We start from the raw sequence: 26,833 nt of genomic DNA on the forward strand, positions 1-26,833 counted from the left end.
ACAGCCTATTGAGCTATTGCTACTTTAGCGCAACGCAGCAGAAAATTATGGTATATATAAAGAGTAATTAAAAGGAGGTTTTTAATGGTTGACGAATTAATTAATATTCGTGGAAACCGTCTATATGTAGAGCATGCAGGTTTACAAGCGTTCTTTTGTAACGGGAGTAAAGGCGGAATAGATATTCATCAAAACACTAGAGGACAAGATGACTTGAGTTAGGCCAGACAAAGGTTTAAGTCAATTAAATAAAAAGACGAAGCCAATTATGGCTTCGTCTTTAGTAGGTTTGCATACCTTTAATCCTAGATAATAAGGTCCTTTTTACAAATGAACTATTGCAACGAAAATACAGTCTCTAGCTCAGGGATATATTCCTTGACCATATTTTTGTGTTCCACCAGTCCTTTAGCCCCATCTGGAGCTTGACCTTCGGATACGACTAAGTACGGTTTGATGGTTACGGTACTCGGTAGAGTCTTGAAGGGTTCAAAGCGAATATTATAAGATTCGCTTTGGGGGTGAGCACCGATGGGTTTCAGTTGAACGCCATGTTCATCCACAATGTCATACTGAAGAGCGATGACGCCCCCGTCAGCACCCTTGTATTTCGAAGGGATAGAAGAGAGCATTTCTTCTATGCTCTGGCCCGGTTTGGCTTTGTACTCAACGGATAACTGCGTTGTGATTGGGGTGATTTCCAGCTTAATGTTCTGCAAGTTAATGTTATCGTGATGCTTGGTCTCCTCTGAAGTTAGAACGGTAACGGGCGTTGATTTTGTAACAGGCAGAACGAATTGGAACGGGACATCGTAACCCTTTAACGTTACATTTACAGTCAAGTCAAATTGATCAGGGAACTGGACAGTCTGGTTTATGCTAGTAGTGCTGGTAACATCAACGATTAGGCTGGAAGCAGTCTCACCGTCCATGAATTCGTAACCCGAGTTCAGAGGTTGGCCTTTATAGAGGACCTCTAACGTATCCACCGCCCCTTTGTTGGAATTGGAAGGCGGAGAATTGGGCTCCGAATCCAGACGATTTCCAGGAGTGGTTACGTTCATCAGAATTCGGGTTCCGTCAAATAACAACGTTGGAATATTCATAGTCACCTTGCCATGGGTCACGCTTTGGTTTACGTTTGTGATGAAATCCTCGGCTTGTTGAAGACCGGGATCTAAGTTCTTTTCGCCCCATAATGAATAGATTTGTCCTAGAATCGGAATTTGCTTGAGTGCATCTGCCATTACGGGCGATACAATGCCGGAAACAATGAGTGTAACTCCAAGGATTGAAGCGGCTGAAGTGGAAACCCACCATTTATTAAAAGTTCTTGATACATTTGTCTTTCTCTGAATGGGGGAAATGGAGTTATCGGTTTCTCTGATGATTTGGTAAGTCTCATTCAGCTTGGAGCGGGCAATATCAGATAACTGATCGGGAAGTAGGCTTTGGCAGTTCTTTAATTGTTCTTCTAACTTAGTGTTCACGATGTCGCAACTCCCTTTTCCTGATTGATTTGAGATGAATGTTTTAGCTTTTTTCGGGCGCGATGAAGCCGGGTTTTCACGGCTACCGTAGAAATTTCGAGAATGTCTGAAATTTGACTGATCGGCATGTCTTGTAGGTAATGAAGGAGAATGACAATCCGTAGGTTCTCCTCAAGATGTTGAACGGCATCCCATAATTCGATTTTCTCATAATCCTTGGAAGTGGAAGGGACGTCGGGAAGCTCTCCATAAGGGAGGGTTCTTGAGCTGCTTCTGACCATTTTATTGCATTCATTAATCAGAATTCGGAAGATCCACGTTTTGAAAAAAGCGGGCTCTCTGAGTGTATGGATAGACTTAAAGGCTTTAAGTATCGTCTCCTGCAGGGCATCTGCACAATCTTCGTCATTGTTGACGATGGACCTTGCAGTTCTATACAAGGGTAACTCTATCTCTTGCATCAACTGCATGAATGCTTCAGGGTCCCCCTCTTTGGCTTTGACGACAATAGGATCTAAATGCAAAGGTTTACCTGCTTTCTTGACTAGAAATTTTAGTAGGTTCGTAACGTTACGTATATATTAGATCGGGTAGGTAGCTAAAAGGTTACATGGGAAAAATAACGTATTCAAGGACACCGAAATAGGCCAAGAATATGTTCCAGTGGCCGATGATGATTAAGCTAACGGAGTACGATAGTTCAATTGTTACCCGACGGCAGCCGGCCAAAATGTTCGGCTGCCGTCGTTGCGCGTGCGCTTGGCAGCGCAACGACTAAGGAGTGAAAGTCTCTAGCACACCGCAAGGTGGTGGAAGTGCATAGATGAAGCCTGAGTCTATTAACGGGCAGTAATGTTCAATAAGGAGTAACTCTCCGTTATCATTTAATTATCAGGCAATTGATAAGTTCCAATTTTATGAAATAATTGGTCGTATGAGAGAAGGCTCTGTGCGAAGGGCAGGATAGCCGAACAGAAAGAACAAATTTAAAATAATTGGAGGATTCGATATGACGGCTTGGCTTAACCTGGGAAGCCTCGTGCTTGGAGTAATTGCTTGGATACTTCCAATTATTAGTATATCCAGAAGGGATAAGCGCTCTAGAAATTGGGTTGCTCTTCCTATGGGGAGTCTTAGTGCTTGTTCCATTTCGTTGTTTTTCCAGATTTGCAGTTTCTATGAGCGCGTAAAGGCAAAGGATTGGTCTGCTCTTATGGATACAGTAAGTGTTATCGCATCTGTTCCAGCAATCCTGCTCATCGGTACAATCGTTCTAAATGCAGTTACCTTGTATGTTTATCGTGACAGAGCAGCACAATAGGATGTCCATCTTAGTAGTTTGTAAATATTCCGGAAAAGCAGTCTGTCCCGACCGGGGCGGACTGCTTTTCCTTGTGTGCCGAGCACATTTTAATTATGAAATACGGTAAAACACTCTTGACAATATAGAGTAGGGGGGTATAGTATAAGTATCGAACTCCGGTATATTTTGGGTCTAAAAAAACCTCGTCACTGGACGGCCGTCGCGAGCGTTGGTTTTGGATTCCGGTATAATCGGATGATTCGTAATCTGAGGAGGTTTTTACGATGGGGACTCAAGCAGCTCTTTCGCAAGCCGATCCAAGGCGCTGGAAGGCGTTGGCTTTGTTATGTCTTGCGAATTTCATTGTCATTATGGATACATCCATTATCGGGGTGGCGTTGCCGGCCATCAAAGAAGCGCTCGGATACACGCAGGAAAACCTGCAATGGATATTTAATGCTTACGTCATTTTCTTTGGCGGTCTTCTGTTATTGGGTGGACGTTTGTCCGATCTTTTCGGTCAGCGGCGTATATTTATGTGGGGATTTTTGATATTAACACTGGCTTCTTTACTTGCGGGCCTGGCTTGGAACGAAGAATCGCTGAACGTCGGCCGCGCCGTGCAAGGATTCGGTTCCGCCTTGATTGCACCTTCGGCACTAACGATCGTCATGATGTTGTTTAGCGGCAATCCCAGAGAGCTCGGAAAGGCATTGGGCTTCTGGGGGGCTTCAGCAGCTGCGGGCGGATCGGCGGGGGTGTTCCTCGGGGGTGTTATTACCGAGTGGTTAAGTTGGCAATGGACATTTCTGATCAATGTTCCAGTCGGGATTATTGCCTTACTAGTAGCCCCCGGACTTCTGGGTAAAGGGACGCGCAGAGAAGGCAGCATTGATGTTGCGGGTTCTATTTCCGTTACTGCGGCATTGGTACTGGTTGTGTACGGCATCGTTACTGCAGAACACAACGGCTGGGGATCGCCTTCCACCGTATGGACGCTAGTTATGGGGGCCGCCTTGTTCATCCTCTTCCTGATTATCCAGGCCGTAAAAAAAGAACCGCTTGTACCATTGCGAATCTTTAAAGCGCCAAACCTGGCAGCCGGCAATATCGCGCTCATCATGCTGTCCGGGGGGTGGATACCCCTATGGTACTTCCTCAATCTCTACATGCAGCAGGTACTGAAGTTTTCCGCCTTTGCCGGCGGGGTCGGCTTGCTGCCGATGACGATATTAATTGCCATTTTCATGATATTCATTACAGGAAAATTGATCGGAAAGTTTGGTATTAAAGCAAACTTGGTTATAGGATTGATTGCGCTCGGGGGTTCGATGCTCCTGTTCTCCGGCAACACGCCTGCGGACGGCAATTTCGTAGTGAATGTGCTCCCTGCTTCGCTTCTGGGCGCTCTCGGAATGTCCCTTGCCTACATCCCGGCTACAATGGCCGCTATGTCGGGCGTTAAGCCGGAAGAGGCGGGGCTCGCATCGGGGCTTGCTAATACGAGCTACCAGATCGGCTCGGCGATCAGTCTGGCCATCATGGTTGCGATCGCGGCCTCATCGACAGCCGCCCATACAGGAGGCGATCCTGTTGCAGCTCTAAATGATGGATTTCATCAAGCGTTCTTTTGGTCCGGCATCGTAGCTTTTGCCGGTGCGATATTAGCGTTACTGTTTATCCATTCTCCTAAACAAGGGGCATCCAATGCTCCCACAGCGATGTAAATGGCAACCGGTCCGCAGCCAGACTTATAGTTGGCTGGATCAGACGGCGGTCAGTACAATGGCTGCCGTTGTCACGGCGGGTACAGAGTCTCATGATCCAGGCAGGCTGCCAGCATCGGGTTGTGGCAGCCTGTTAAGCTTAACGTGGTCATGCGATTATTGAAGCCTACAGACGAATAGCAGCAAGCTTTGTTGCGAGTGCAGCATTGACTGCTTTCCTTAAACCTATTATTATGGTAACAAATAGTGAATGGTGGTATATATGCAGTGATGATGATGACTGTGTTCTTGACAGAGGTAAAAGGTTAATTCATTTAACTAATAACGTGCGAGCGTGATTCAAGCACCCTACTAGTACTAGTAGGGATTGATTTGCTTTGCAGACGTTCGTGCACACCTCACTTGAACACCATTATCATCACTGCTTCGTAAGAATGTGCGAAACAAAGATGTATTATTTTTGTTTCAGCTTTCTTGCGTCCAAAAGCCGTGGGTGAACAATGTTCATCTGCGGCTTTTCTATATCCACTACCTATTTGATGGAGGAACCACTGGACCGAGATTAACTTAATGACATGAACGGGGGATGGAACCATGTCTGCCTATGAGAAACCGAGCTTGACGATTAGCGAAATTGAGGAAGTACTGCGGAATCATTTTGGACCGGGTGTGGCTGAACTTACTCCGCTGGCTGGCGGCAATTTGAGTAGCGTGTTTTCATTCGTTCACGAAGGTAAAGATTATTGTGTGAAATTCAGCGATCTGGCCGGCGCATACGAGACGGAATGTTACGTCTCCGACTTGCTATCGGGCCAAGGAATCCTTTTTCCGAAATGTTCGGTGCTAGGGAACACCGGCCGATTGGCTTACGTGATCATGGAGCGGATAGCCGGACGCAATCTAGGGGATTGCACGGAAGAGGAACAACTCCATCAATTGCCGGAGCTTATGGGCATCTTGGCGAGTCTGGCCGATGTGGAAGTCGGATCAACAACCGGGTACGGATGGATCAGGCCGGACGGTAACGGAACTTACGAATCGTGGAAAGACTTTGTCGTTGCATTCAATGCGGAAGATCAGACGGGAACGTTCTGGGAGAACTGGCACGATCTTTATCGCACGTCTTGCCTGGAGAGAGACGTATTCGAAGAAATCTATAACCGGTTGATGGCCTACGTACCGTATAACGAATCGCACAGAGGGTTTATCCACGGTGATTTTCACCAGTGGAACATGTTGTCGGACGGCAAGCGGATTACCGGCATCATTGACGGCAATTGCATGTACGGAGATTGCCTCGTGGACCTTGCCATTCTCGATCGGCATATGCCGAGGAGCGGCGTCATTCAGACGTATCAAGACTATCTAACGAAGGCCGGCAAGGTGATTCCGGATTTCAAGGAGCGGTTGCTCGGCGCCTATTATTTCAAGGGACTCGATGGACTTCGATTTTACGCGAAGATGGGATGGAAAGACGCCTATTTAGGCACGCGACAATTTCTTTTGAACCTGACGTAAGAGACAGGGACGGGATGAGGAGTTGAAGGGTGGACATAGGTGTCCATTAACTGAAACGGGTAAGATAGCTAATGACAGCGGGCTGCCGGCGTAACCGGCAGCCTGTTAAGCGAATGCGCAGGAGAGCTGCAATCGTCTGCTGCCGTATTTTTTTGTGGAGACATATCACGATTGAAAGAGTGACAGTTCGGGCGGCGCTCTGGACGTTGGCCAGCTGCGGGCGATTTGGTTTCTACGCCGCCACGATGTGTGGGTATTTTGGTGGGATTGAAGCACAAGAAACTGCCCAATCCGTTCGTCCTGCATCTAGCTTGCGATCCAGGGCCTAAAGGGTCTAAGACCTAGTTTTGCTCCCCGAGTCACCAACGTACTCAGGACATCCATGTATTACATGTAGTGGACACTTCATTAAGGGATTGGTACATTATATACATACCCACGTTGTTGCGGCCACCGTATTTATTCCAATCTATAAGGAGAGATGATGATGTACACAAGCCTGAATGCATTTCTGGAAGATTGCACGCAAGAGGCAGAGCTAACATTAAAAGTGTTGGACAAGCTGACGGACGAATCGTTGAAGCAAGCCGTTTCGGACGCTCAGCCGCGGACGGTGGGCGAACTGGCCTGGCATCTGGTGGGCAGCTACGGAGCATTTCTTAATTCGGCAGGTCTGAAGATGGAAGGTCCGGACCTTTCGAAGCAACCCGATTTAGCCGCCGATATCGCCAAGAATTATCGCAAGGTTCATGACACTGCTTTATCGGCATTGAAGGAGCAATGGACGGACGCCAAGCTTCCGGAGAAGTTGGTACTGTTCGGCTTTATCGATACGACACATGCCGGCGTGCTGCAATTTTTGATCCGCCATCAAATCCATCATCGCGGCCAGATGACGATTCTGATGCGTCAAGCGGGACTTGAAGCTCCCAGCATCTACGGACCGAACGAAGAGGAAACCGCAGCTATGCGTGCAGCCCGCGCAAACAAATGAGAGATCTATTGAAGAGGCAGCGGCGATCCAGACAGCTGTAGCCAAGTAATCTCATAGTAGTAACAAATAAAAGAAGGCAACCTCTATCCAAAAAGGAACGGGGTTGCCTTTGATTGTGCGCCCAGCATGGGCGCTATCTGCAGAGTTTAAGTCCCGAAGCTGCCCCGGCACGTTCCTTCGCATCATTCACCGATAGACCCGTTAAGCTGAACCGTACCCAGTTCTGGCAGCTTTTCTGTTCGTACAGTTTAACTTCAATGATACTTCATCTCGCCTATTTATCCGTGGACGTATAAAGTGATTGTAAGAATAGGTTTTCTCTCGGAATAGGGGGATTTTATGCCAAACTACCAATTGGAACAGGCGGAGAAAGAATTGTTTGCGGTGTACCAGGTTTTATACGCTGACGCCGATCTCGAAATGTGGTACGAGTGGTAGGTTTTCGTCCAGGCCCCCGATTCGGCAATATGAGCAGAAGAACGGAGAGGTAACTGAACAAGGGAGGAGCCGAAGCCGATGAATGAAACAGAGATCCGGTATGAGCGCTTTAGGGAACAGGATGAACAGGCGGTCAGACAATTAATAAGTCTTGACGTCGACGCGGGTGAAGACATGCTTCGTGTGCTTGCGAAAGAACCGAAATGGTTTCTTACCGCACGTATAGGGGATCAGCTTGTTGCGCTGGGCCAAATGAACGAGCCTGCACCCCAGTCCTACATCACGGTGTTTGTTGATCCGCGGCTGCGCAGGCAAGGAATCGGCACGGCTATGATGAACTATATGGAAAGCGAATTGCGAGCGGGCGGAACCGAGAAAGTCAGGAGTTCCTTTCGTGCCGATCGTCCATCCTCTCTTGCGTTTGCGCAAAAGCTTGGGTTTGACCCGTATTTTTCATCGGCATACATGCAGCGGACCGGCGAGCCCTTTCCCTTGGAGGATATTCCAGCGAGGGTGTACACGGACGAAGACTATACGGCCAGCCAGGCGTTTTATGCAGCAGCATTCCATGACATGCGCGTCCGTGTCGGCCGCTTTCCCGATTCCGTCATTGCCCAGCCGAGTGTTAAGGAACGCAGACTCTGGAAGGAAGAGGCGGAAGACCGTTTTGTTTACGAAATCAACGGGGAGCTCGTCGCGTATAGTCACATTTCCGGTAATGAGCTGAGCAGTATTTCCGTCCGTACCGATGTTCAAGGACGCGGAATCGGAAGAACATTTACGAGGTATCTATGCAACGAGATCTACCGGCGCGGGCATACGAGTGTCAACTTGTGGTGTGTGGTCGGGAATTATGCGAGGAATCTGTACGACAGTCTTGGCTTTATAGAAACGTATACGATGGATCTGGTACGGAAAACGCTATGAATCTGCGTACTACTGCCGAAGCGCCCGCACTTCCGCGCAGGGCCGAACGGGTCCATGTCTCCGCCAACTAAGGCAAGCTGTTTACGATGGAAGGCGGCGCCGGCACGATTTTACGGACGTATCGAACAAATGCAACACGGATCGAGGCGGAAAAGACGAAGAACGCCGTGAAGGAAATGAACAGGCTCTCCAAACGCCATAGTAGCCATGGGACGTCGTCCTGCTTTGTCGATAAGCGGGAACGACGTTTCTTTTCGTTTGCCTGCGGAGCAGCGCTCATTCGTACTTCGGCCGATATTGCATAGGGGATACACCGGTCCAGCGGCGGAACTGGTGGGAAAAGTGGCTGACCGATTGAAAGCCAAGCTCCAGTGCGATCGTCTCGATCGAACGATTGGTCGTCACGAGCAGCCGTTTCGCCCGGCTGACGACCAGTTCGCTAAGGTAGCGGCGCGGCGGGATGCCGTACACTTTGGTAAATAATTTCGTACATTGGCTTCGGCTCAGATGCAGATCATGAGCGATCCGGGCGATGGAATCGTCGGTATCGGTCGCAGCTATGAGTCGCAGCCGCTCCTCGATCACATGCGCCATATCTGTCTCCAGCAACGAGGCGACGGAAAAGCGCGGCTTGCTGGATTCGGGTGCGGGCCGGGTGCGGTGCTCCGCCAGTGTCGAAACGATAAGCAGGATCGCGGCCTGCAGCTCGAGCTTGTGCAGCGGGTCAAACGCCAAAGCGGCACGATGGGCAGACATGCCGTTCGCATCGTTCGTCAGCTTTGCGGCCATGAGGCGCTCCACGCGTCGGACGATTTCCGGCAGTCCGGCCGCTGCGGCATCGGAGTGCACAAGAGCGCGGTTGTCGGCGGCGGTGAGCCGCTTGCGCAAGGAAGGGTCGTCCACGTCAAAGTGAATGTTGAAAAAAGCATAAGGTGTATCGGAGCGGTTTTCCGTTCGGTGGCGCACCCCGGATTTGATCAGCATCCAATCTCCGGAGCGCAGCATCATTTCGTTCGTCCCTATAAGCTGCACCGCTTCGCCGCTGAAACAATACAAAATCTCAAACAAATGATGATGATGCATCGGATACGACCAGCCCGGCGGCTTGACGCCGAACCCGCAGCCGCTAATCTGCAAGGTGCTGGTCATATTCGGAAAGGTAAAATCGATATCCATCCGCAGCCTCCGTCCTATTCGGGAAGAAGTGTTTCGACTTCTTGAAAGTGATCTGGGGGGATTCTGAACCAGAGAAAGGCGGCTGCCTACGCAGGGTCATATATTGTGAAAACGGATTCAAATAAATGAAAGCTTTTCTTCCCGGTATGCTTCGAAAAAGCGAAATGCTAGTTTCTGCACCAAGAATAGCTGCCGTTTACGCTCTTATTTTACCATAAACGCCTCCCGCATCAATTGGAAAATATGGTCAAAAACACGGACGGTATGCATATGGCTCCGGTTGGGGTTCCGGCTTATGATGAAAGCATCATAAGTGATTTTCCATTGCGAGCGGTTGATAGTTAAGAAGCCAAAGATAGGGAGGTGGTGCCGTAGGGAGCAGAATGTATGTTCGAATCGGTAACGGGTACGATTGCTTCATCCATGATAAAGGAGGCTTCCATGAAAAGAAGGGGTATAGTTGCACTGCTTGGCTTCACAACGATCGTGCTGTCCGCATGTGGGGGAGGCGGCAAAACGGACAGGGCGCAAACAGTCGACGCAGTGAGGGCGGATGTGAAAAAAGATCCGATTACGCTGTCCGTCTTCGGACTCGGGGTGAAAGAGGAAGAATTCAATGACCGGTTTAAGGGTGTACTGGAGAAGAAGTTCCCGTACATTACGTTCCAATATGTTTCGCCGGATAAAGGCAATTCATTGCCGGAGCTCGTCGCGCGGGGAGAAATACCCGATCTGATCCGGACCGACGTGCCGAATCTGAAAAACAACTATCTGGACTTGAAGCTGGGGACCGATCTGAACGAATTGGTCAAAAAGTATAATTACGACCTGACCCGGTTCAACGCCCCGTTCATTCAGGAGATGATCGATGCCGGGCAGAGCGGCGCGCTGTACGGGCTGCCGTATCCGCCATACTTTCCGCTCGTGCTGACGTATAACAAGGACATATTCGATAAGTTCGGCGTCCCTTATCCGAAGGACGGGATGAACTGGGACGACGTATACGAGATTGCCAAGAAGCTAAGCCGGACGGAAGGCACGAACGTATACCGCGGATTCAGCGGCAACATCATGGCGATGCTGCGCGACAATACGTACGGATACCCGATACTCGATCCGAACGCCGACCGGCTCTACAACATGGAGAAATGGAAGCCGCTCTTTAACAACCTTAAGCGTTTCTACGATTTGCCGAATAACCCGATCGCGGCAACTCGTCCGGCGGAAATTAACGACGCCTTCAACAAAGGCAATGTCGCCATGCAAGCGAACCAGTACAGCCAATATGCGCCGATTCCGAAAGAAATCGAGTGGGATATCGTAACGTATCCGACGCTGAAGGACGTGCCCAAGAAGATGGCATGGAGAGGTCCCGCCTACTGGTCGATCTCCGCGACGAGCAAATACAAGGACGACGCGTTCCAAGTCATTATGGCGATGGTATCGGACGAAGTGCAGTTGACCGATTCGAAGAAAGGCATGCTTCCAGTCGTTACGAACAAGAGCATCCAGGACGCGTTCGGACAAGACCGGCCGGATTTGAGCAGCAAAAACATGAAGGCGCTGTTTTATTATCAGGAATGGGCTCCTTATTCGCCGAAGCGGAAGGAAGGTCTTGCCAACGTGGCGACGGCGAACCAGCAGAACATGATGGCGCAGACATTCCACGACGTCGCTTCGAACAAGGTCGATGTCAACACGGGGCTGAGGCTGCTCGACGAGCAACTGAAGGCGGAGCTCGCGAAGGAGAAGAGCAAGTAAAGGGAAAGGACTTGCTCACGCATGCTGGCGAGAGCGGAGAGGGAGCAGCGACTGGGTTTGCCGGATCTTGATGCACTTCGACTTCTATATTATGGATCGACCGGGCATAACGCGGACGGTGCTTCCCGGAGCTGATCGGGAGGTTCAACATGCTGTTGGGTGAGTACCCGATGCGGTTGGGCGATCGTCCGGCGGAATGCGCATAAAACAAAAAAATGAAACCGCATACAAAATTGAATAAAAAGCGGAGGCGGCGCAAATGATGGAACGGCGAACAATAGAAGAATTAGATGAAGATAAAGGTTTGGATCCCAGCGGCAAATCGCCATTGCTCACGAGAAGGACAATGCTGTCGTCGCTCGGCCTGGCCGGGGCGGCCTTGGCCGCGGGCAGTGTGATCAGAGGAGCGCTAGGCACATCGTTTGCGGCCGGAGGACCGGTAAGCGGCGAAGTATACGGCCGCAAAGGGCCGCCCGATTTTTTGAAGAAAGATTCGCACGAGCAATTTGTTTCGCCGGAACATTTCGATGATGACATTATTGCGGCTGCAAACTATGCGGCACAACATCATGCCATTCTATTAACCAATAACAAAGTATATTTGGTTACAGAAGAATTTTCAGTTCCGGCGAACTTGATGTGGATGAGCTGCAATTCAACGATTAAGCAAACCGGAGCGGCATCAAACAGTGCTACGGCTTCCGGCATTGCGCCGCAGTCTAACGTTAGAATATGGGGACACCTTACCATTGACATGGGAAGCCCGACAGCCGGTTGGGGTGAAAAATGTCATGTCCGCATTGACAGCTTCAACAATATTACGCCAGAGGTACGAGGGTTCTTCTTCGATACGATCAGGTTGGTTGGAGGCCACTTTAATTGCAACGGTTTTGTTATGGCTGGCGGCGCTTCGCTGGTTCGCGGCAAACGGATCGAATGCGGGGATAGCGCCGTTATTGGCCGCGTTTTTATGGCACACTGGGGTAACTTCCAGCAACACTATAACGACCGCGGAACTTATAGGCATGTTGCCGGATGGGAGCCGACGACACACCCGCATGACTGTATCATTGATGAGATTGTGGCTGGTAATATGACCTGTAATACAAATGATTACTCGGCGATTGCCCTTATCTCCGCAGGGTATGACATAGAGATTAAGCATATTACCGGTAATCTGCTGGATAGCACCATCAGCGGCAAAGCGCTCGTTTTGCTAACAGCCGGAGATTTGGCTTTTGCCTATGCCTCGCCGGCAGAAAGATCACACGGTATGAAAGGTCTTACATTTGGAAAAATCGAAGGCACAACTTCTGCTCTTGGCGTCGGACTACTCCCGGAAGCGTTATACCTGGGGCACGAGGATTTGACTAACGTACCGAGTCCGCCAGCTTACGAAGATTATTTGTCACATATATCGCTGGACATTGATCATCTTGATGCGGTTGGCAAAGTGGAAATCGGGGTAACGACCAATATTTTGATCAATGGAGCAAACGGACGCGGACGAACTCGCGTCAAGTTTGCAAAAGGCCGGTACTTCTATAGCGCATTGCATGTCCGGAACTTAAACGACAATTTGACTATTGATGAGCTTGCAGCCGAGGATTGCAAAATAAACCCGGTCGTCATTGGCGGTACCGGCGCAGATCGCAGCAAGCTGCCTAAAAATACGGCAATCCAAAAATTGATTGTCAAGCGATATGGCGTTACGTCGTCAACCCCGGTTTATCGTACGGCATTGCGCAATGAGCTTGCGATTAACACCCAAGTGAATGAAATCATTGTCGATGAACACGGCAATGCCTTTTGCGTGGCAAGTACGGCAAATTCGACATACGGGCACACGTTTAAAGTCGGTTCTATTGTGGTAAACGATGCGAGTTATACGAATCCTTTTTTGATCAATAACACGAACCCGATCAATGATCCTGTACAACTCGACCATTATTATGAAGTTGCGGGCACGGTTACAACTGGAGTAACGGGCGGTGTTTCAGTCCGGACAAACGGCCGTTTTAAAGAGTATTTTGCAGCAACGCTTTATTCAGGGCTGAAAGTGAATGCCGGAGATTTTATTTATAATCTTGGCGCTGGTGATGGTGCAACCGTTAAGTATTTTGTGAAAATTGGCGGAGTTGTCGGCTCGACAGCTATTTTACAGAAAGTCCATTCTAAACCGATAACGTTAAGCTACACATCAACCGAGCTTGCAGCTGGTGCAGTCGTGAAAATCAGAAGCAATGCTACCCTCACAGGGATTACACCGGGAGATAAACTTGATGTTACGCTGGATCAACCCTTGCAGGGGACGAGATTGTATGCTGAAGTTACAGCGGCGAATACGTTTGACGTGTACCATGAAAATCCGACGAGCGCTAGCGTGACAGTGGCTGGCGGTACGATGACAATTCAACTTTAAGAGTGGATTTCGCAACTGTCACATGAACAAAAGCCCGTTATTACGGGCTTTTGGTGCCCGCGGAATAACGAAGGAGTCGGATGCAGCAACCGCTTCGCAGACGACACGGACATTCCTGCGTGGGCGAAAGGCGCGGCAGCGGAGCTGAAGATACCTGGATTTGTCGAAGGCGGAGGTGCGGAGCGTTTCCTCGCTCCTACCGGTACTTTCTGCGATACTCCAGAGGAGTGACGCCCTCATGCTGCCGGAATAAGCGGCAAAAGTAACTGGAATCCTGGAATCCGGCTTGTCTGCCGGTTTCGGCGACAGACCCATCTCCTCCGATAAGCAGCTCCTTGGCTTTCTGCAGCCGCAGGCGAGTCAAGTAGGCGCCGGGGGTCATCCGCATCGTCTGATTGAAAATGCGGCATACATATTGATGCGAAATGCCGATCGCCGCAGCCATTTCATCAAGCGAAAAGTTGCTGGCATAATGCCGCTCCATATAAGTCAGCGCCTGCTCCAGCAGCCCTCCTGCCGAAAAACGCGCGCCCTCCTGCTCCCCTTTAACGCACGCCGGCAACTCCGTCAAGAAGCTGTAAAGTCTGGCCGATGTGGTCAGTCCGATATCGGCATGGCCGCCGATCGCAGCCGTAAAGATATCATAGAGATGACGCTCCAGCAGCCGGGTGTTGCAGCGATAGAACAGCTCCGTGCCGTTCATCCCGGCCAGTTGAAGCAGCGGGCGTACTCCGAAGCCGTTGAAGGCGACCCAATGCGTCTCCCACGGCTCCTCCACCGTATAGTAGCGGTGGGCGGTTTCGGGATAGAGCAGGATCCCCATATCCGCCTTCATCGTATATTCCGTTCCGTCCACAATGAGCTTCCCTTTTCCCTTGATCGTATGCAGCCATATAAACTCCGAATACCCGTTTTCCCGATCGATCGGGCTTTGGTTTTCCATGCCTCCGACCGTGTAGACGTACACCGGTAGAAGCTCCTTGTTCGTAATCAACGGCATGACGAATCGTTTCATGATTCCCTCCGCTAGTTTGTTTCAAATTATTATATAGATGCTCAATTATTCGGATTGCGATGATGCGGGAAAAGGGTTACCCTTTTGGTAGGTATCATAACGTACACATCCGGGATTTATCAACGTGGAATTTCAATTTATATGGTTTTGGGGAGGGAAGGAGATGTCCCGCCACAGGCAGATAATTTTGTAAGCGTTGTCATTATTGATGCTGGTTGAGCTTGCAGGCGGGAAACGGACGGGAGGCGTTTAATCTCTTCATAACGATGGCAAGGGGTCGGGGACGGATTCGCGCAAGTTATATCAACTTTCCGAAAAAAGGGGAGGAAGTCCATGAGCTTGAAAAGGTCGAGGTTATTGCTTGCGTCCTGTTTTTTCGTAGCGGCCGGTTGCAGTACCGGCGGGACCGAAGCGGACAACGGAGCGGCCAAGGGCCAGGAGCCCGCGCCGTCCGTATTGGCAGCCGACAAGCCGGCTGAACTCGTGTTTTATTCGATTGCGCGGGACAGCGAAGAAACGTTTAATGAACGGTACGGCCATGCGATCAAGAAGAAGTTCCCCAACCTGACGATCAAATATGTGAAAAGGGTTGCCGGGGAAACGGACTTGCAGCAGTACGTCGTGACGGGACAGCCAATCGACTTGATCTGGGGTTCGCTCGGCTCTTGGCCGGGGGTTCTCGATTACAAGCTGGAAACGGATATGACCGATCTGGTCAAAGCGCACGGTATCGATCTCGCCTCCTTTGAACCCTACCTAATTGATGCCATTAAACAGTTCGGCAACGGGAAATTGTACGGACTTCCTTTTGAGAACAGCACGAACGTCATCTATTACAACAAAGATTTATTCGATAAATTCGGCGTCGCCTATCCGAAGGACGGCATGACCTGGGACGAATTGTACGATCTGGCCAAAAGGCTGAATCGCAGCGACGGCAACGTGAGCTACACGGGCTTTTCGCCGAGCACGAACCAAACGTTTATTACGAACCAGTTCGGGCTGCCGCTGATCGATCCGAAGACGAAGAAATCGACCTTCAACGATCCGAAATGGAAACGCATCGTGGAGGGCGAGTTCATCCAATTTGCGAAGGAGAGCATGTATTTGGACGTTGCCGCCAAATACCGCAAAGGTGGAGCGCTTAACCTCGCCAATTTCAACAAGGATATGGTGCTCGCCATGTACCCGTCCGGGCCGCTGCTTCCGCTCGTACAACCCCAGGAGATGTCCGCCTTCAACTGGGACATGGCGGCGATGCCGACATTTCCGGAAACAAAAGGCGTCGGGTACTCGGCTTATCCGAACTATATGAGCGTGACCGCGATGAGCAAGGAAAAAGAAATGGCGATGAAGGTGCTGGCCTTTTTGACGTCCAAGGAGTTCCAGACGACATTATCCAAATCGGGCAACATGACCGTGCTGCGGGATAAAGCGATTCAGGACGTCATGGGGCAGGACAGCGTATTTAAAGGAAAAAATTACCGCGCTTATTTCTATAATCAATTCGCGCCCATCGGCGGCAAGTCCGACTTGGACAGCAAGGTGCCCGCTTACAATTCGATCGTCAGCCTGCTCATGAAGGTAGCGAACGGCGAGCTCGATACGAATACGGCATTGCGGCAGGCGGAAGAAGACGTGAACAAAAAAATTGAGGCCGCTTTGGCCAAATGACCGGAAGCGCAGGTTGCCAAAGGAGACGTCGACAATGAAGTCCGAAATGAAGTCCGAAAAAAAGTCCGAAATAAAAACCAAATCCGGTCTTGCGGTGCAGTCAGCAATGAAGTCCGGGGCGAGGGCGGAGCGGGCCGTCAAACTGGTCTGGCTCAGCGGGAAGCCTGAAGCGGCAGCTGGCGTAACTTGGGGAGTCCCGTGGAAGGAGGGAGTCCTTCTCCGCGACGAGCCGTTCTCGCTGTGCAGCGCATCCGGACGCAAGATCCCGGTGCAAAGCTGGCCGACGGCGTTCTGGCCGGACGGCAGCGTGAAATGGTCGGCGCATGCGGCGGCCATCCATCCGGAGGAAGACCCGGGCGGTTTGGACGGCTATACGCTCGTCCCCGGAGAGACGGATGGCGCAGCTTCTCCCAATTCCGCCGATACCGTTCCCGCCGCATCTTCGGCCAAGATCTCCGTCACGGAAACCGCAAGCGCGATTATCGTAGATACCGGCGCTCTCGTCGTTTCCTTGAACAGGCAGGGGAGCCATCCGATCGCCGGCGTGGTCCGCGACGGCATCGAAGTATGCCGAAACGGCCGGCTGATCGCCGTCAAGGAAGAAACGGCTCTAACGTCAGGCGTACGGATCAGGAAGGAACTGTCGTACGAGAGCCGGATCTGCCAAGCAACGATCGAGCAGCGGGGGCCTGTCCGCGCGGTCGTCAAGATGGAGGGCCGCCTCCGCGCGGCCGATTCCCGGGCGGAATGGCTGCCGTTTGTGCTGCGTTTGTCCTTTTATGCCGGCGATTGCGGAGTGAAGGCGGTTCATACGTTTTTTTACGACGGCAATCCGCATCAGGACTTTATAACCGGCCTTGGCCTGTCCTTCGAAATCCCGATGAGAGGGCCTTTGTACAACAGGCATGTCCGGTTTGCCGGAGACAGCGGTTTTTTCTCCGAATCGCCGAAATCGCTTCATACGCGCCGCACCCAAGGGAAATACCGGGAACTGCACGAACGGCAAAGGGACGGTGAAGCTGTGGAATTTGACCCGCAGGAAGACGCGTATTTCCTCGGTCTGCTCGACGAATCCGCCGTATGGGACAGCTTCAAGCTCGTACAGGACAGCTCGTCGCATTACCGCATCGCCAAGCGGACGAAGGAGGCGTGCTGCTGGCTGAAGGCGGCCGTCGGCCGCAGGGCGGGCGGACTTGGCTATGTCGGAAGCGAGGGGGGCGGCATGGCGGCGGGCGTGCGCAATTTTTGGCAGAAGCACCCGGCTTCCCTGGAAGTTCGGCATATGGCGAAGGAGAGTGCGGAATTCCGCGTATGGCTATGGTCGCCTGACGGTCCGGCGATGGATTTGCGCCATTACGATACCGAAACCCATGTGGAATCGGCTTACGAAGGCGCAGAGGAAATGAGGGCTACTCCGTACGGCATCGCCAACACGAGCGAGATGACGTTCTGGTTTCCGGCCTGTACGCCGAATGCGGAACAGCTGTCGGCGCTGCTGCAGGAAAGCCGGGAGCCTTCCCTGCTCGTATGCGAGCCCGCCTATTATCACGAGACGAGGTCGTTCGGGTACTGGAGCTTGCCGGATCGGAGCAGTCCGCTGAAGGCTTATCTGGAAGAGCGGCTGGACGGGATTATCGGGTTCTACAAGGAGGAGACCGAGCATCGCGACTGGTACGGATTTTGGGATTACGGCGATTTCATGCACAGCTATGATCCGGTCCGGCACGTCTGGAACTACGATCTCGGCGGCTGCGCATGGCAAAATACCGAGCTTGCGGCCAATATGTGGCTGTGGGTCATGTTTCTTCGTTCGGGCCGCGCCGACATCTTCCGGATGGCGGAGGCGATGACGCGCCATACGAGCGAAGTCGACGTCTACCATTTCGGTGAATATGCGGGGCTCGGCTCGAGGCATAACGTCGTCCATTGGGGGTGCGGCTGCAAGGAAGCACGCATCGCGATGGCCGGCTTGCACCGGTATTACTACTATTTGACGGCGGACGAGCGGCTCGGCGATATGCTGGATGAGGTGAAGGATGCGGACTATTCGACGGTCAATCTGGACCCGATGCGCGCCTATTTTCCGAGAGACGGGCATCCGACCCATATTCGCGTCGGTCCGGACTGGGCAGCGTTTTGCTCGAACTGGATGACCCGATGGGAGCGATATGAGGATACGGCGTACCGGGATAAGCTGCTGGCCGGCTTGAACGGCATCAAACAGGCTAACTTTCGGTTGCTGTCCGGTCCGACCTATGGCTACGATCCGAAAACGGGCGTACTGACGCCGATGGGAGACGACAACTGGGGGCGTCACCTGGCGATTTGCATGGGCGGGCCACAAGTCTGGTTCGAGCTGGCGATGATGCTGAAAGACCCCGAGTGGGAAGAGATGCTGGCGGAATTCGGCGTGTTTTACAACAGCTCCAAGGAGGAGAAGGAAGCGGCCACAGGCGGAGCGATCAGCCACAAAAGCTTCGGCCATCCGGTTCTGGGCACAGGGATCGGCGCATTCGGGGCGTATTATACGAACAATGAAGCTTCCGCGCGGACGACTTGGTCCATCTTGCTCGCCAACCCGTATGCCCGCGTCAACCTGCAGCAGACGGCCTGCGAGCGGACGCATGTAAGGACCGCGAAGGAAGTCGAATGGATCAATACGAATGAAGCGGCGCAATGGTCGCTGAATACGATTATAAGTCTGGAGCTGATATCGGAAGCGCTGCCCGGCCGGCTGCCGGAAGAGAGGGGATAACCTGAGGATGGAGCAGAACGGATGGAGCCTGATTTACGAGAATCCGCTGGCCGCAGAAAAGGACGTGGCGGGGTTTCGCATGGAAGGAGATGCGGCGGTGACGTTTCCGCTCGGCCGGATGCGGCTGGAGTCGACGAGAGACGAGGAAGAGGGCCAGCTAGCGAACGTGGTGTTCTGGTGCCCGGAGACGTTTCCCGCGGATATTGCGGTGGAGTGGGATTTTTGGCCGATCCGGGAGCCCGGCTTGTGCATTCTGTTTTTCGCCGCAGCCGGGACGAACGGGGAGGACTTGTTCGATCCGCGTCTGGCGCCCCGCAGCGGACCGTACGACCAATACCATCACGGAGATATCCATGCGCTGCACGTTTCCTATTTCCGCCGGAAATGGGACGAGGAGCGGCGTTTGCACACTTGCAATTTGCGCAAAAGCTACGGCTTTCATCTGGTGGCCCAAGGGGCGGACCCGATCCCCGGCGTAGCCGACGCGACCGGTCCGTACCGGATTCGGCTCGTCAAGAACGGCCCTGTCGTCGAATTTTCGATCCAGGATGTGCCGGTTTTCCGTTGGACGGATGACGGAACGACTTACGGCCCGCTGCTGCATGGGGGCAAGATCGGCTTCCGCCAGATGGCGCCGATGATCGCCGAATATGCGAATTTTCGCGTATATGCCAAGCAGGAGGTTTCGCGCCGGATGGATTAAAATAGCAACTTATAAGAAATCATGCCACCACGGGCATGCTATAATAGGTGCTGTTACAATGTTTTGCAGTGGATTGATCCGGAGTATGATCTGAGAACATATCGATTAGGAGGTTTAATAATGGGAACAAGTAATCCGGTAACGATAACCGTGGAAGCGATCGTTCATTCTCCCATCGAGAGCGTGTGGACCTATTGGACGGAACCGAAGCACATCATGCAATGGAACAAGGCTTCCGATGATTGGCACACGCCACATGCCGAGAATGATCTGAGGGTCGGCGGTAAATTCCTTTCGCGGATGGAAGCCAAAGACGGGAGCTTCGGATTCGACTTCAGCGGCGTATACGACGAAGTAAACCTGCACGAGAGCATCGCCTACACCATGCCTGACGGTCGTAAAGTGAAAAGTGTATTTACCCGCCAAGGCAACGACACTAAAATTACGACGTTGTTTGACGCCGAGCAGACCAACTCCGTCGAGATGCAGCAAGCCGGATGGCAAGCGATCTTGGACAATTTCAAAACCTATGCGGAAACTGCAAAAGCATAAATCCATAGACTGTCTTTGAAGCGCATGCCGATGCCGGCATGCGCTTTGCTGTGTCCCCGCATGGCAGATCACTGTGGAATCAATTTCCGGTTATATGATCGATCGACTCTCGGGATGTCAATATAAACAACAATAATATATTAATTATCAGTGATTATTTATTGAAAAACGATAAATCGTATGATAAAGTCAAAAATAAATTTAAACATAAGCGAGGGCTTTTTATGAAACGAGGAACAACGCTCTTTTTAAAGGCAGCTGTAATTCTTATCGGAATTCCGGTTCTTGCTTTGTGCATTTTTGCGGTGCCCGAGTTTGCGAATTATGCAGTGGAATTGTATCCGAATATGCCTTATTTGAAAACCCTCTTTTTTATCGATTTGTATGCATCGGCGATCCCATTTTACTTTGCTCTGTATCAAGCGTTTAAACTTTTAAATTACATTGACAAGAACAAAGCATTCTCGGAATTGTCGGTAAAGGCGCTAAAGAATATTAAAAATTGTGCGATCGTAATCAGCGGCTTGTACGTGGCCGGCTTGCCGCTGTTCTTTCTCATGGCGGAGAGGGACGATGCCCCGGGAGTTATCCTAATCGGATTGGTCGTCATTTTCGCCTCCATGGTCATTGCCGTTTTTGCCGCCGTTCTCCAAAGGCTTCTAAAAGAAGCGATTGATATAAAATCTGAAAATGATTTGACGGTCTGAGGTGAATAACATGGCGATTATAATTAATATCGATGTAATGCTGGCCAAAAGGAAAATGAGCGTGACGGAGCTTTCGGAGAGAGTGGGTATTACGATGGCGAACCTTTCCATATTGAAAAACGGAAAGGCGAAAGCGATTCGCTTAGCAACGTTGGAAGCGATTTGCAAAGCTTTGGACTGTCAGCCTGGGGATATTTTAGAGTACAAAAGTGATGAAGACGCTCAAGGGTCTCATGAATAAAGGGGAGTTGCTCATGAATGGGACGATTGGCAAGAGTAAGCCTTCGGATGGCCGAGGTTTGCCGACGATCGCATGGACCGGCTCCCCGGTCAGAATATCGTGGTGTGGTGAGAAGCAATGGTAAGGGGATTACAGCAGTTCGTTCGTTTTGGTTGGGAGCAGGCATGGTCTTGTTTGTTTCCCGTCGTTATTTTCGCATCGCTGGCTCTAACGCAGCTGATCGAGATCCCCGGGCTTCCGAGGTACGATTTGCTGCTGCTCATATGCCTGGTTATGCAGGTGTGGATGGTTTATTCCGGTCTTGAAACGCGTGATGAACTCAAGGTGATCACCTTGTTTCACTTGATCGGCCTGACCCTGGAGATATTCAAGGTGCATATGGGTTCGTGGTCGTATCCCGAAGAGGCATATTCGAAGGTGTTCGGCGTTCCGTTATACAGCGGATTTATGTACGCGAGTGTGGCGAGTTATCTGTGCCAGGCATGGCGCCGGTTGAAGGTCGAGCTGGTGCGATGGCCGCCGTTCCCGGTGGTAGTGCCGCTTGCGGCTATGATTTATTTAAACTTTTTCACCCACCATTATTGGATCGATGTGCGCTGGTGGCTGTCGGCGCTTGTCCTTCTCGTGTTTTGGCGGACCTGGGTCACGTATGAGGTGGGGGGAACGCGATACCGGATGCCGCTTGCGCTTTCTTTTACGCTGATCGGATTTTTTATCTGGATCGCGGAAAACGTCGCTACGTTTTTCGGGGCCTGGGAATATCCGGATCAGTCTGCATCGTGGCGGCTCGTCCATGTGGGCAAGGTGAGCTCTTGGCTGCTGCTGGTGATTGTCAGCTTCTTGATTGTAGCGACTCTTAAGCTGGTGAAGGAACGGCAGACCCCTGCTCCAAACGATTTTGAATGGGATAGCGGAACCGATAGTTTCATATCCAAGTAAGACTGGGCTGCCGGTATGGATCGGCAGCCTTGCTCTGTCTGCGGCCATTTTTTTGCGAGAACGCTGATAAACCAGCTGTATGAAGTGCTTGAAACCCCTTATGTTTTCCTGTCGTAGTAGTATATATGTAAATAAAAGGAGGCACTTCAATTATCATGTCCGTGTTCAAACGAATGCTCGCGAGTGTCGGGATTGGCTCGGCTCAAGTGGATCTTATGCTTCAACGAAATGTGGCGCGAGCCGGAGATACGATTCGAGGAGTCGTCCGAATCCAGGGTGGCCGTGTGGATCAGCAGGTCGATGATGTTTACGCTTTCGTGATGACGCGTTACTTGAAGGAGCAGAACGATAGGAAGACGGAAGTGGAAGCAGCCGTGACCAAATTTTTGCTTACCGGAAAGTTTACCGTACAGGCGGAGCAAGTCTATGAATTTCCGGTCTCGTTCCAGCTTCCGGCTTCTATGCCGGTCACGATGGGCAGGACGCCCGTCTGGATTCAAACCGGACTCGATATTAAAGACGCGGTCGATCCGAACGATCAGGATGCACTTCAAGTCAGGCCGCATCGGTATTGTGAGATTATTCTGGAAGCGGTTAGTAAGCTCGGTTTCCAGCTTCGCGAGGTGACTTGCGAATACGCGCCGTATTTCGGCCGGAAAAATGGATTGCCTTTCGTACAAGAGTTCGAATTTGTCCCTACCTCCAAGTTCCAGTATCAGCTGGACGAATTGGAAATCATCTTTTACCCGAACGAAAACGGCGTCGAATTACTGTTGGAAATCGACCGCAAATCGCGCGGATTGGCGGGCTGGTTCGCGGAGGCGATTGATGAGGATGAAAGTTATGTAAGAATAAGATTCGACCGTACTAAACTTAACTACGGAGCGAGCTACATTGCCGGACAGCTAGCCCAGACGATTCGCAGATACATCTAAATGAACGCAATCGCATCTTTTCGACAAGTCAAAATCCGGGATGGGGAGAAAGAAAGTTGGCAGCCATGGATGAGTTTTAGAAACTCGATACTCGTGCCGGAAAGATCAGGGAAGATAGCAATCCAAAAGTAATCCAAGCCTGATTTATATGCTACGATTGAAAAAAAGGAGTTGACCAATGATGGCAGTAATACTTTCCCCTTATTTAAATATGGAAGGAAACGCGAGGGACGCTATTCAGTTTTATGAACAAGCACTTGGTGCCGAAGTTCTCTCTATCCTTACTTACGGAGAGATGCCGGAAATGCCGAATACGTTCAATGAGGACCTGAAAAATCTGGTGGCCCATGCTAAGCTGCGAATTGGGGAATCGGAACTTATGCTTTCCGATGCTCCAAGCGGCTCGTCTATTCCAAAGGGTAAACAGGTAACCATTTGCATTTCAACTAACGACGTGGAACAATCAAGACGATTTTTTGAAGCCTTAAGACAAAACGGTCATGTGAATATGCCGTTTGGAGAAGAAGCTTTTAGCCCAGGTTTCGGTGATGTAACTGACCAATTCGGGGTGACCTTTCAAATTTATACGGAAGGTTAAAAATCGGTATTGTTATAAGAGCCCCACTAGGAAAGCAGAGGATCAGTATCTTGATCGAATTAGAGTGGTACCACGGGAAAACTTCTCGTCTCTTCGGAGACGGGATTTTTTGTTTTTACAAAAGACGGTGAAGAGGAGCTCTAATTGATCAAGACATCATCTCGCGTAAGCTTTTTCAAGATCCAATTTGAAACCGATGTTATGATGAGTATACTGGAGCCTGAATATCGGGAGCTGTTTCAGTAACTCAACGAACGGAACCGCTTCGGTAAACCGGTTCGAAAGGGAGGCGCTAATGAACAGACTGGTTGTTGTAACGGTAGGCAAAACTCATAGCGGAAAGACGACTTTCGCCGCGAAGTTAGAGGCGCAGATGCACAACGCCATTGTCATCGATCAAGACAATCACGCCGCGTTTATCAACACGTACTACAAGTCGCTGCGTCCGAAAGAAGGGCCGAATACCCTCAAATACGCCGTCACGCAAACGATTGTCGATTACGCGGCGGATCAGACCGATTGCCATCTGATCTTGTGCAATTCCAATCTTGCCCGAAAAGGCCGTATAGATGTCTTGAACTATTTTCGCAGCAAAGGGTTTAGGAGCATACTCGTCTATTTGGATATTCCACATGAAGTGCTCCTGGCGCGCGTGGCCGGAAGTCAGAGAAGCAAAGCGATCTTCCGCAGCGCTTCGGCATTCGAAGAGGTGCTTGCCCGGCAACAGTCGGAGTCCCATAAGCCAGAAATGGCCCCGCCGGCAGAAGGCGAATCAGATCATTTGTTCACGATCAGAACCAGCGAAGAAGTTCCCGCAGTCATTGAAAAGATTGTGGGCATTGCTGGGCGGTATTAGGGGAGATGATGGAGCCTGCAAAGCTATTTTGAAATGGAGCGGACTGGATTGCGGGGAGCCCCGTATGCCTTTGCTCCCGATTGCTGAATCGGACGAAAAGCGGGTGGCGCTGCTTCATAAGAAAATCGCCGACTATGTGAAGCTGTGTAATTAAAAGTCTCGTACGCATAAACGGCAGCCAAAGACGTCCATGTCTTCGGCTGCCGTTAGCTGTGACAGGAGTGCAGGTAAGGTACAGGAGCGGGTCGTTGTGCGATGAACCTTAAATGTTGAACGGGCGGGAAGATAGCGTAGTCGTATAGAGTGCTATAACACCAGCGAAGGTGTGGTCGGTTGCTTTATTTTTTACCTAACAGCTGCTTGTCGATCTCTGCTGCAAGATCCGTTAACGAGGCCATAACTTCGGTTTCCGACGTCGCGGTGAACAGTCGATTATCCGGTATCTTAACCGAGTTGAGTGCCGCATTACGGAAAACGATCGGTTTGATCCCGTGTTCCAATTCCCCGGCCAGTACGTCCATCCCGGGAACCTGATGCTGTCCCGATTTTTGAAAAGCCGATTTGACGGTCAACAGATCCTCTTTGATCCACTCTTTTTGGAACGGGCTGTCGCCGTTCAGAATGACATCTTTTATAAATTTCCAAGCCAACGCCTTTTGCTTGGATGACTCGCTTATCGAAAGCATGCTGAAATAAACAGCGTTAGCCCGGACTCCTTTTTCCATATAGGGCAGCCCGGCAATTCCGAATTTTCCCTTTGTTGCTTGATTGTTCTCCAGGTAAGGAAAGATGTTGATGACTCCAATGCCCATACCGGCATGAAACGCTCCTAAATCCTGCAATACCGGATTCGTGGCGCTTGGAACGCCTTTGCTCGCCTTCGTCGTATTCATATGATTAAGCAGTTTCGTGAGCGCTTCCGCGACCGGTTTGCTGTTCAAATAGCCGCTCATTTGCTTGCCGTCGGGAGATATGATGCTATGCCCGCTGCTTACTGCGAGCGACTCGAACAAACGCATTTCAAGCGGAACGATGCTGCCGAATATTTCCTTCCCCTCCACTTGATTTGCCGCTTGCAGCTTGATGGACTGATTCAGGAATTGCTCCCAGGTCCATTCTTTGCCGGGAAATGGGAGATCGGCTTTGTTGAACCATTCCTTGTTGTAAAAAACGGCCAGCGGAGTGGGGGCCATCGGAATGCCGAGCAGCTTCCCGTTTACCTTCGCCATCTCGACCATATTCTCGTAAAGATCGTCCGTTGTCATTTTATCCGCTTTAAATAAAGGAATCAGATCGGCGGCAAACGCTCTTTGCTCGTTCAGTACCGGATCAAACGGACCAAAAATGAGATCGACGGGTTTACTGTCATTCAGCCTTTCCGTCATTGCAGCTCGATACCCTTTTGTCACGGGAAGCTTTTCGACCGTTACTTTTACCCCTGGATTTGCCTCTTCGAACAGCCTGGCGCCCTTTTCAAACGAGCTGTTTCTGGTTCTGCTGCTTGCGGTGGCGTATTCCGGCAGCAGGATCGTAATTTCCTTCGTGCTCGTGTTCGGCGGAACCGTAGCTGCAGTCTGCTTGCTGCTCCATAAAGAACATCCCGTTATGAAGCTGACAGCAAGAACGACAGCACTTGCACCAACCAACCGTTTCAATACCATCACATCCCATTCGCGTGGAATAAGGAAATATTTAACTTAAGGCGATATACGCAATTTTCCATTATTGGTTTCAAGGTTCCATGGTGAATAATCAAATTTAAATCCTGCGCTTCTTAATCCCGTATCACCCCTCCAGGATCAACGAGGAAAAATATGTATAATTTAAATCGTCAGCCTATGGTGCTGACACGCATTCCTTTTTCATCCGAAAATGAGAAGGTGGGAGCTTCGTTGATAAAGGGAGTCATATTTGATTTTGATGGTGTAATTCTTAATACGGAGACTATAGAATTCAAGGTATTTGAGGATCTATTTTATGAATATGGAATCAAACTGCCACTTGAAATGTGGGAAAGAAGAATCGGTGGTAACAAAAACAATTTTGATCCCTATGATTATCTTATTGAATATACACAGTGCAAAATTGATAAAATCGAACTT

Annotated in this window: 23 protein-coding genes; 18 read left to right on the plus strand and 5 right to left on the minus strand. The window is 50.7% G+C overall.

The annotated features are described in order from the left end of the window. Positions 1 to 84 precede the first annotated feature (84 nt). A complete protein-coding gene (locus AC3Y2E_RS20185) occupies positions 85 to 222 on the plus strand; it encodes a hypothetical protein (protein WP_379213492.1) in 138 nt (45 codons plus the stop codon). A 113-nt stretch (positions 223 to 335) separates the two neighbouring features. Here AC3Y2E_RS20185 and AC3Y2E_RS20190 read toward each other — a convergent pair whose 3' ends face one another. Continuing rightward, complete coding sequence (locus AC3Y2E_RS20190) at positions 336 to 1,490, minus strand: DUF4179 domain-containing protein (RefSeq protein ID WP_379213494.1); 1,155 nt, start codon at positions 1,488 to 1,490, stop codon at positions 336 to 338. Beyond that, complete coding sequence (locus tag AC3Y2E_RS20195) at positions 1,487 to 2,014, minus strand: RNA polymerase sigma factor (protein WP_379213496.1); 528 nt, start codon at positions 2,012 to 2,014, stop codon at positions 1,487 to 1,489. The genes AC3Y2E_RS20190 and AC3Y2E_RS20195 overlap by 4 nt, the downstream gene beginning before the upstream one ends. Positions 2,015 to 3,077: 1,063 nt before the next feature. Here AC3Y2E_RS20195 and AC3Y2E_RS20200 point away from each other — a divergent pair. From AC3Y2E_RS20200 to AC3Y2E_RS20215, 4 genes are all read left to right on the plus strand, one after another. Then, a complete protein-coding gene (locus AC3Y2E_RS20200) occupies positions 3,078 to 4,520 on the plus strand; it encodes an MFS transporter (protein WP_379213498.1) in 1,443 nt (480 codons plus the stop codon). Positions 4,521 to 5,114: 594 nt separating this feature from the next. Then, positions 5,115 to 6,038, plus strand: coding sequence for a phosphotransferase family protein (locus tag AC3Y2E_RS20205; protein ID WP_379213500.1), 924 nt, complete (start codon positions 5,115 to 5,117; stop codon positions 6,036 to 6,038). Positions 6,039 to 6,519: 481 nt separating this feature from the next. Then, positions 6,520 to 7,032 (plus strand): DinB family protein, encoded by a 513-nt coding sequence (locus tag AC3Y2E_RS20210; protein WP_379213502.1) that lies wholly within the window; start codon positions 6,520 to 6,522, stop codon positions 7,030 to 7,032. 516 nt (positions 7,033 to 7,548) lie between these two features. Further along, positions 7,549 to 8,397, plus strand: a complete 849-nt coding sequence (locus AC3Y2E_RS20215) for a GNAT family N-acetyltransferase (protein ID WP_379213504.1) — start codon at positions 7,549 to 7,551, stop codon at positions 8,395 to 8,397. Positions 8,398 to 8,673: 276 nt separating this feature from the next. Here the strand turns inward: AC3Y2E_RS20215 and AC3Y2E_RS20220 are convergent, their stop codons facing one another. After that, positions 8,674 to 9,573 carry a helix-turn-helix domain-containing protein gene (locus AC3Y2E_RS20220; protein WP_379213506.1) on the minus strand — a complete coding sequence of 300 codons (900 nt, stop codon included), beginning with the start codon at positions 9,571 to 9,573 and terminating at the stop codon, positions 8,674 to 8,676. Between the two features lie 441 nt (positions 9,574 to 10,014). Here AC3Y2E_RS20220 and AC3Y2E_RS20225 point away from each other — a divergent pair, with 441 nt between their 5' ends. Both AC3Y2E_RS20225 and AC3Y2E_RS20230 read left to right on the plus strand, forming a co-directional pair. Continuing rightward, entirely contained in the window at positions 10,015 to 11,334 is a 1,320-nt protein-coding gene (locus AC3Y2E_RS20225) for an ABC transporter substrate-binding protein (RefSeq protein ID WP_379213508.1), read from the plus strand. Between the two features lie 259 nt (positions 11,335 to 11,593). Next, complete coding sequence (locus tag AC3Y2E_RS20230) at positions 11,594 to 13,756, plus strand: hypothetical protein (protein WP_379213510.1); 2,163 nt, start codon at positions 11,594 to 11,596, stop codon at positions 13,754 to 13,756. Positions 13,757 to 13,952: 196 nt separating this feature from the next. Here AC3Y2E_RS20230 and AC3Y2E_RS20235 read toward each other — a convergent pair whose 3' ends face one another. Further along, positions 13,953 to 14,771 (minus strand): helix-turn-helix domain-containing protein, encoded by an 819-nt coding sequence (locus tag AC3Y2E_RS20235; RefSeq protein ID WP_379213512.1) that lies wholly within the window; start codon positions 14,769 to 14,771, stop codon positions 13,953 to 13,955. Positions 14,772 to 15,104: 333 nt separating this feature from the next. On the opposite strand from AC3Y2E_RS20235, the gene AC3Y2E_RS20240 reads away from it, so the two are divergent. From AC3Y2E_RS20240 to AC3Y2E_RS20285, 10 genes are all read left to right on the plus strand, one after another. Beyond that, complete coding sequence (locus tag AC3Y2E_RS20240; RefSeq protein ID WP_379213514.1) at positions 15,105 to 16,445, plus strand: ABC transporter substrate-binding protein; 1,341 nt, start codon at positions 15,105 to 15,107, stop codon at positions 16,443 to 16,445. Positions 16,446 to 16,551: 106 nt separating this feature from the next. Beyond that, entirely contained in the window at positions 16,552 to 19,200 is a 2,649-nt protein-coding gene (locus AC3Y2E_RS20245) for an exo-rhamnogalacturonan lyase family protein (RefSeq protein ID WP_379213539.1), read from the plus strand. Between the two features lie 7 nt (positions 19,201 to 19,207). Then, a complete protein-coding gene (locus AC3Y2E_RS20250) occupies positions 19,208 to 19,903 on the plus strand; it encodes a YesU family protein (protein ID WP_379213517.1) in 696 nt (231 codons plus the stop codon). A gap of 120 nt (positions 19,904 to 20,023) precedes the next feature. Further along, on the plus strand, positions 20,024 to 20,455 hold the full coding sequence (locus tag AC3Y2E_RS20255) for an SRPBCC family protein (protein WP_379213519.1): 432 nt from the start codon (positions 20,024 to 20,026) through the stop codon (positions 20,453 to 20,455). Between the two features lie 224 nt (positions 20,456 to 20,679). Next, on the plus strand, positions 20,680 to 21,162 hold the full coding sequence (locus AC3Y2E_RS20260; protein ID WP_379213521.1) for a DUF2975 domain-containing protein: 483 nt from the start codon (positions 20,680 to 20,682) through the stop codon (positions 21,160 to 21,162). 10 nt (positions 21,163 to 21,172) lie between these two features. Then, the gene (locus AC3Y2E_RS20265; RefSeq protein ID WP_379213523.1) at positions 21,173 to 21,403 is read left to right on the plus strand and encodes a helix-turn-helix domain-containing protein; all 231 of its coding nucleotides are present in this window, start codon (positions 21,173 to 21,175) and stop codon (positions 21,401 to 21,403) included. A 117-nt stretch (positions 21,404 to 21,520) separates the two neighbouring features. Further along, positions 21,521 to 22,342: a DUF817 domain-containing protein gene (locus AC3Y2E_RS20270; RefSeq protein WP_379213525.1), complete on the plus strand. Its 822-nt coding sequence runs from the start codon at positions 21,521 to 21,523 to the stop codon at positions 22,340 to 22,342. Between the two features lie 155 nt (positions 22,343 to 22,497). Continuing rightward, entirely contained in the window at positions 22,498 to 23,277 is a 780-nt protein-coding gene (locus AC3Y2E_RS20275; RefSeq protein WP_379213527.1) for a sporulation protein, read from the plus strand. 181 nt (positions 23,278 to 23,458) lie between these two features. Then, complete coding sequence (locus tag AC3Y2E_RS20280) at positions 23,459 to 23,875, plus strand: VOC family protein (RefSeq protein ID WP_332070846.1); 417 nt, start codon at positions 23,459 to 23,461, stop codon at positions 23,873 to 23,875. 295 nt (positions 23,876 to 24,170) lie between these two features. Further along, complete coding sequence (locus AC3Y2E_RS20285) at positions 24,171 to 24,731, plus strand: ATP-binding protein (protein ID WP_379213529.1); 561 nt, start codon at positions 24,171 to 24,173, stop codon at positions 24,729 to 24,731. A gap of 338 nt (positions 24,732 to 25,069) precedes the next feature. Here AC3Y2E_RS20285 and AC3Y2E_RS20290 read toward each other — a convergent pair whose 3' ends face one another. After that, positions 25,070 to 26,386, minus strand: coding sequence for an ABC transporter substrate-binding protein (locus AC3Y2E_RS20290; protein ID WP_379213531.1), 1,317 nt, complete (start codon positions 26,384 to 26,386; stop codon positions 25,070 to 25,072). 159 nt (positions 26,387 to 26,545) lie between these two features. Here AC3Y2E_RS20290 and AC3Y2E_RS20295 point away from each other — a divergent pair. Beyond that, positions 26,546 to 26,833 (plus strand): HAD hydrolase-like protein (locus AC3Y2E_RS20295; RefSeq protein WP_379213533.1); only part of this gene is annotated, 288 nt, incomplete at its 3' end.

The sequence above is a fragment of the Paenibacillus sp. MAH-35 genome (assembly GCF_058135425.1).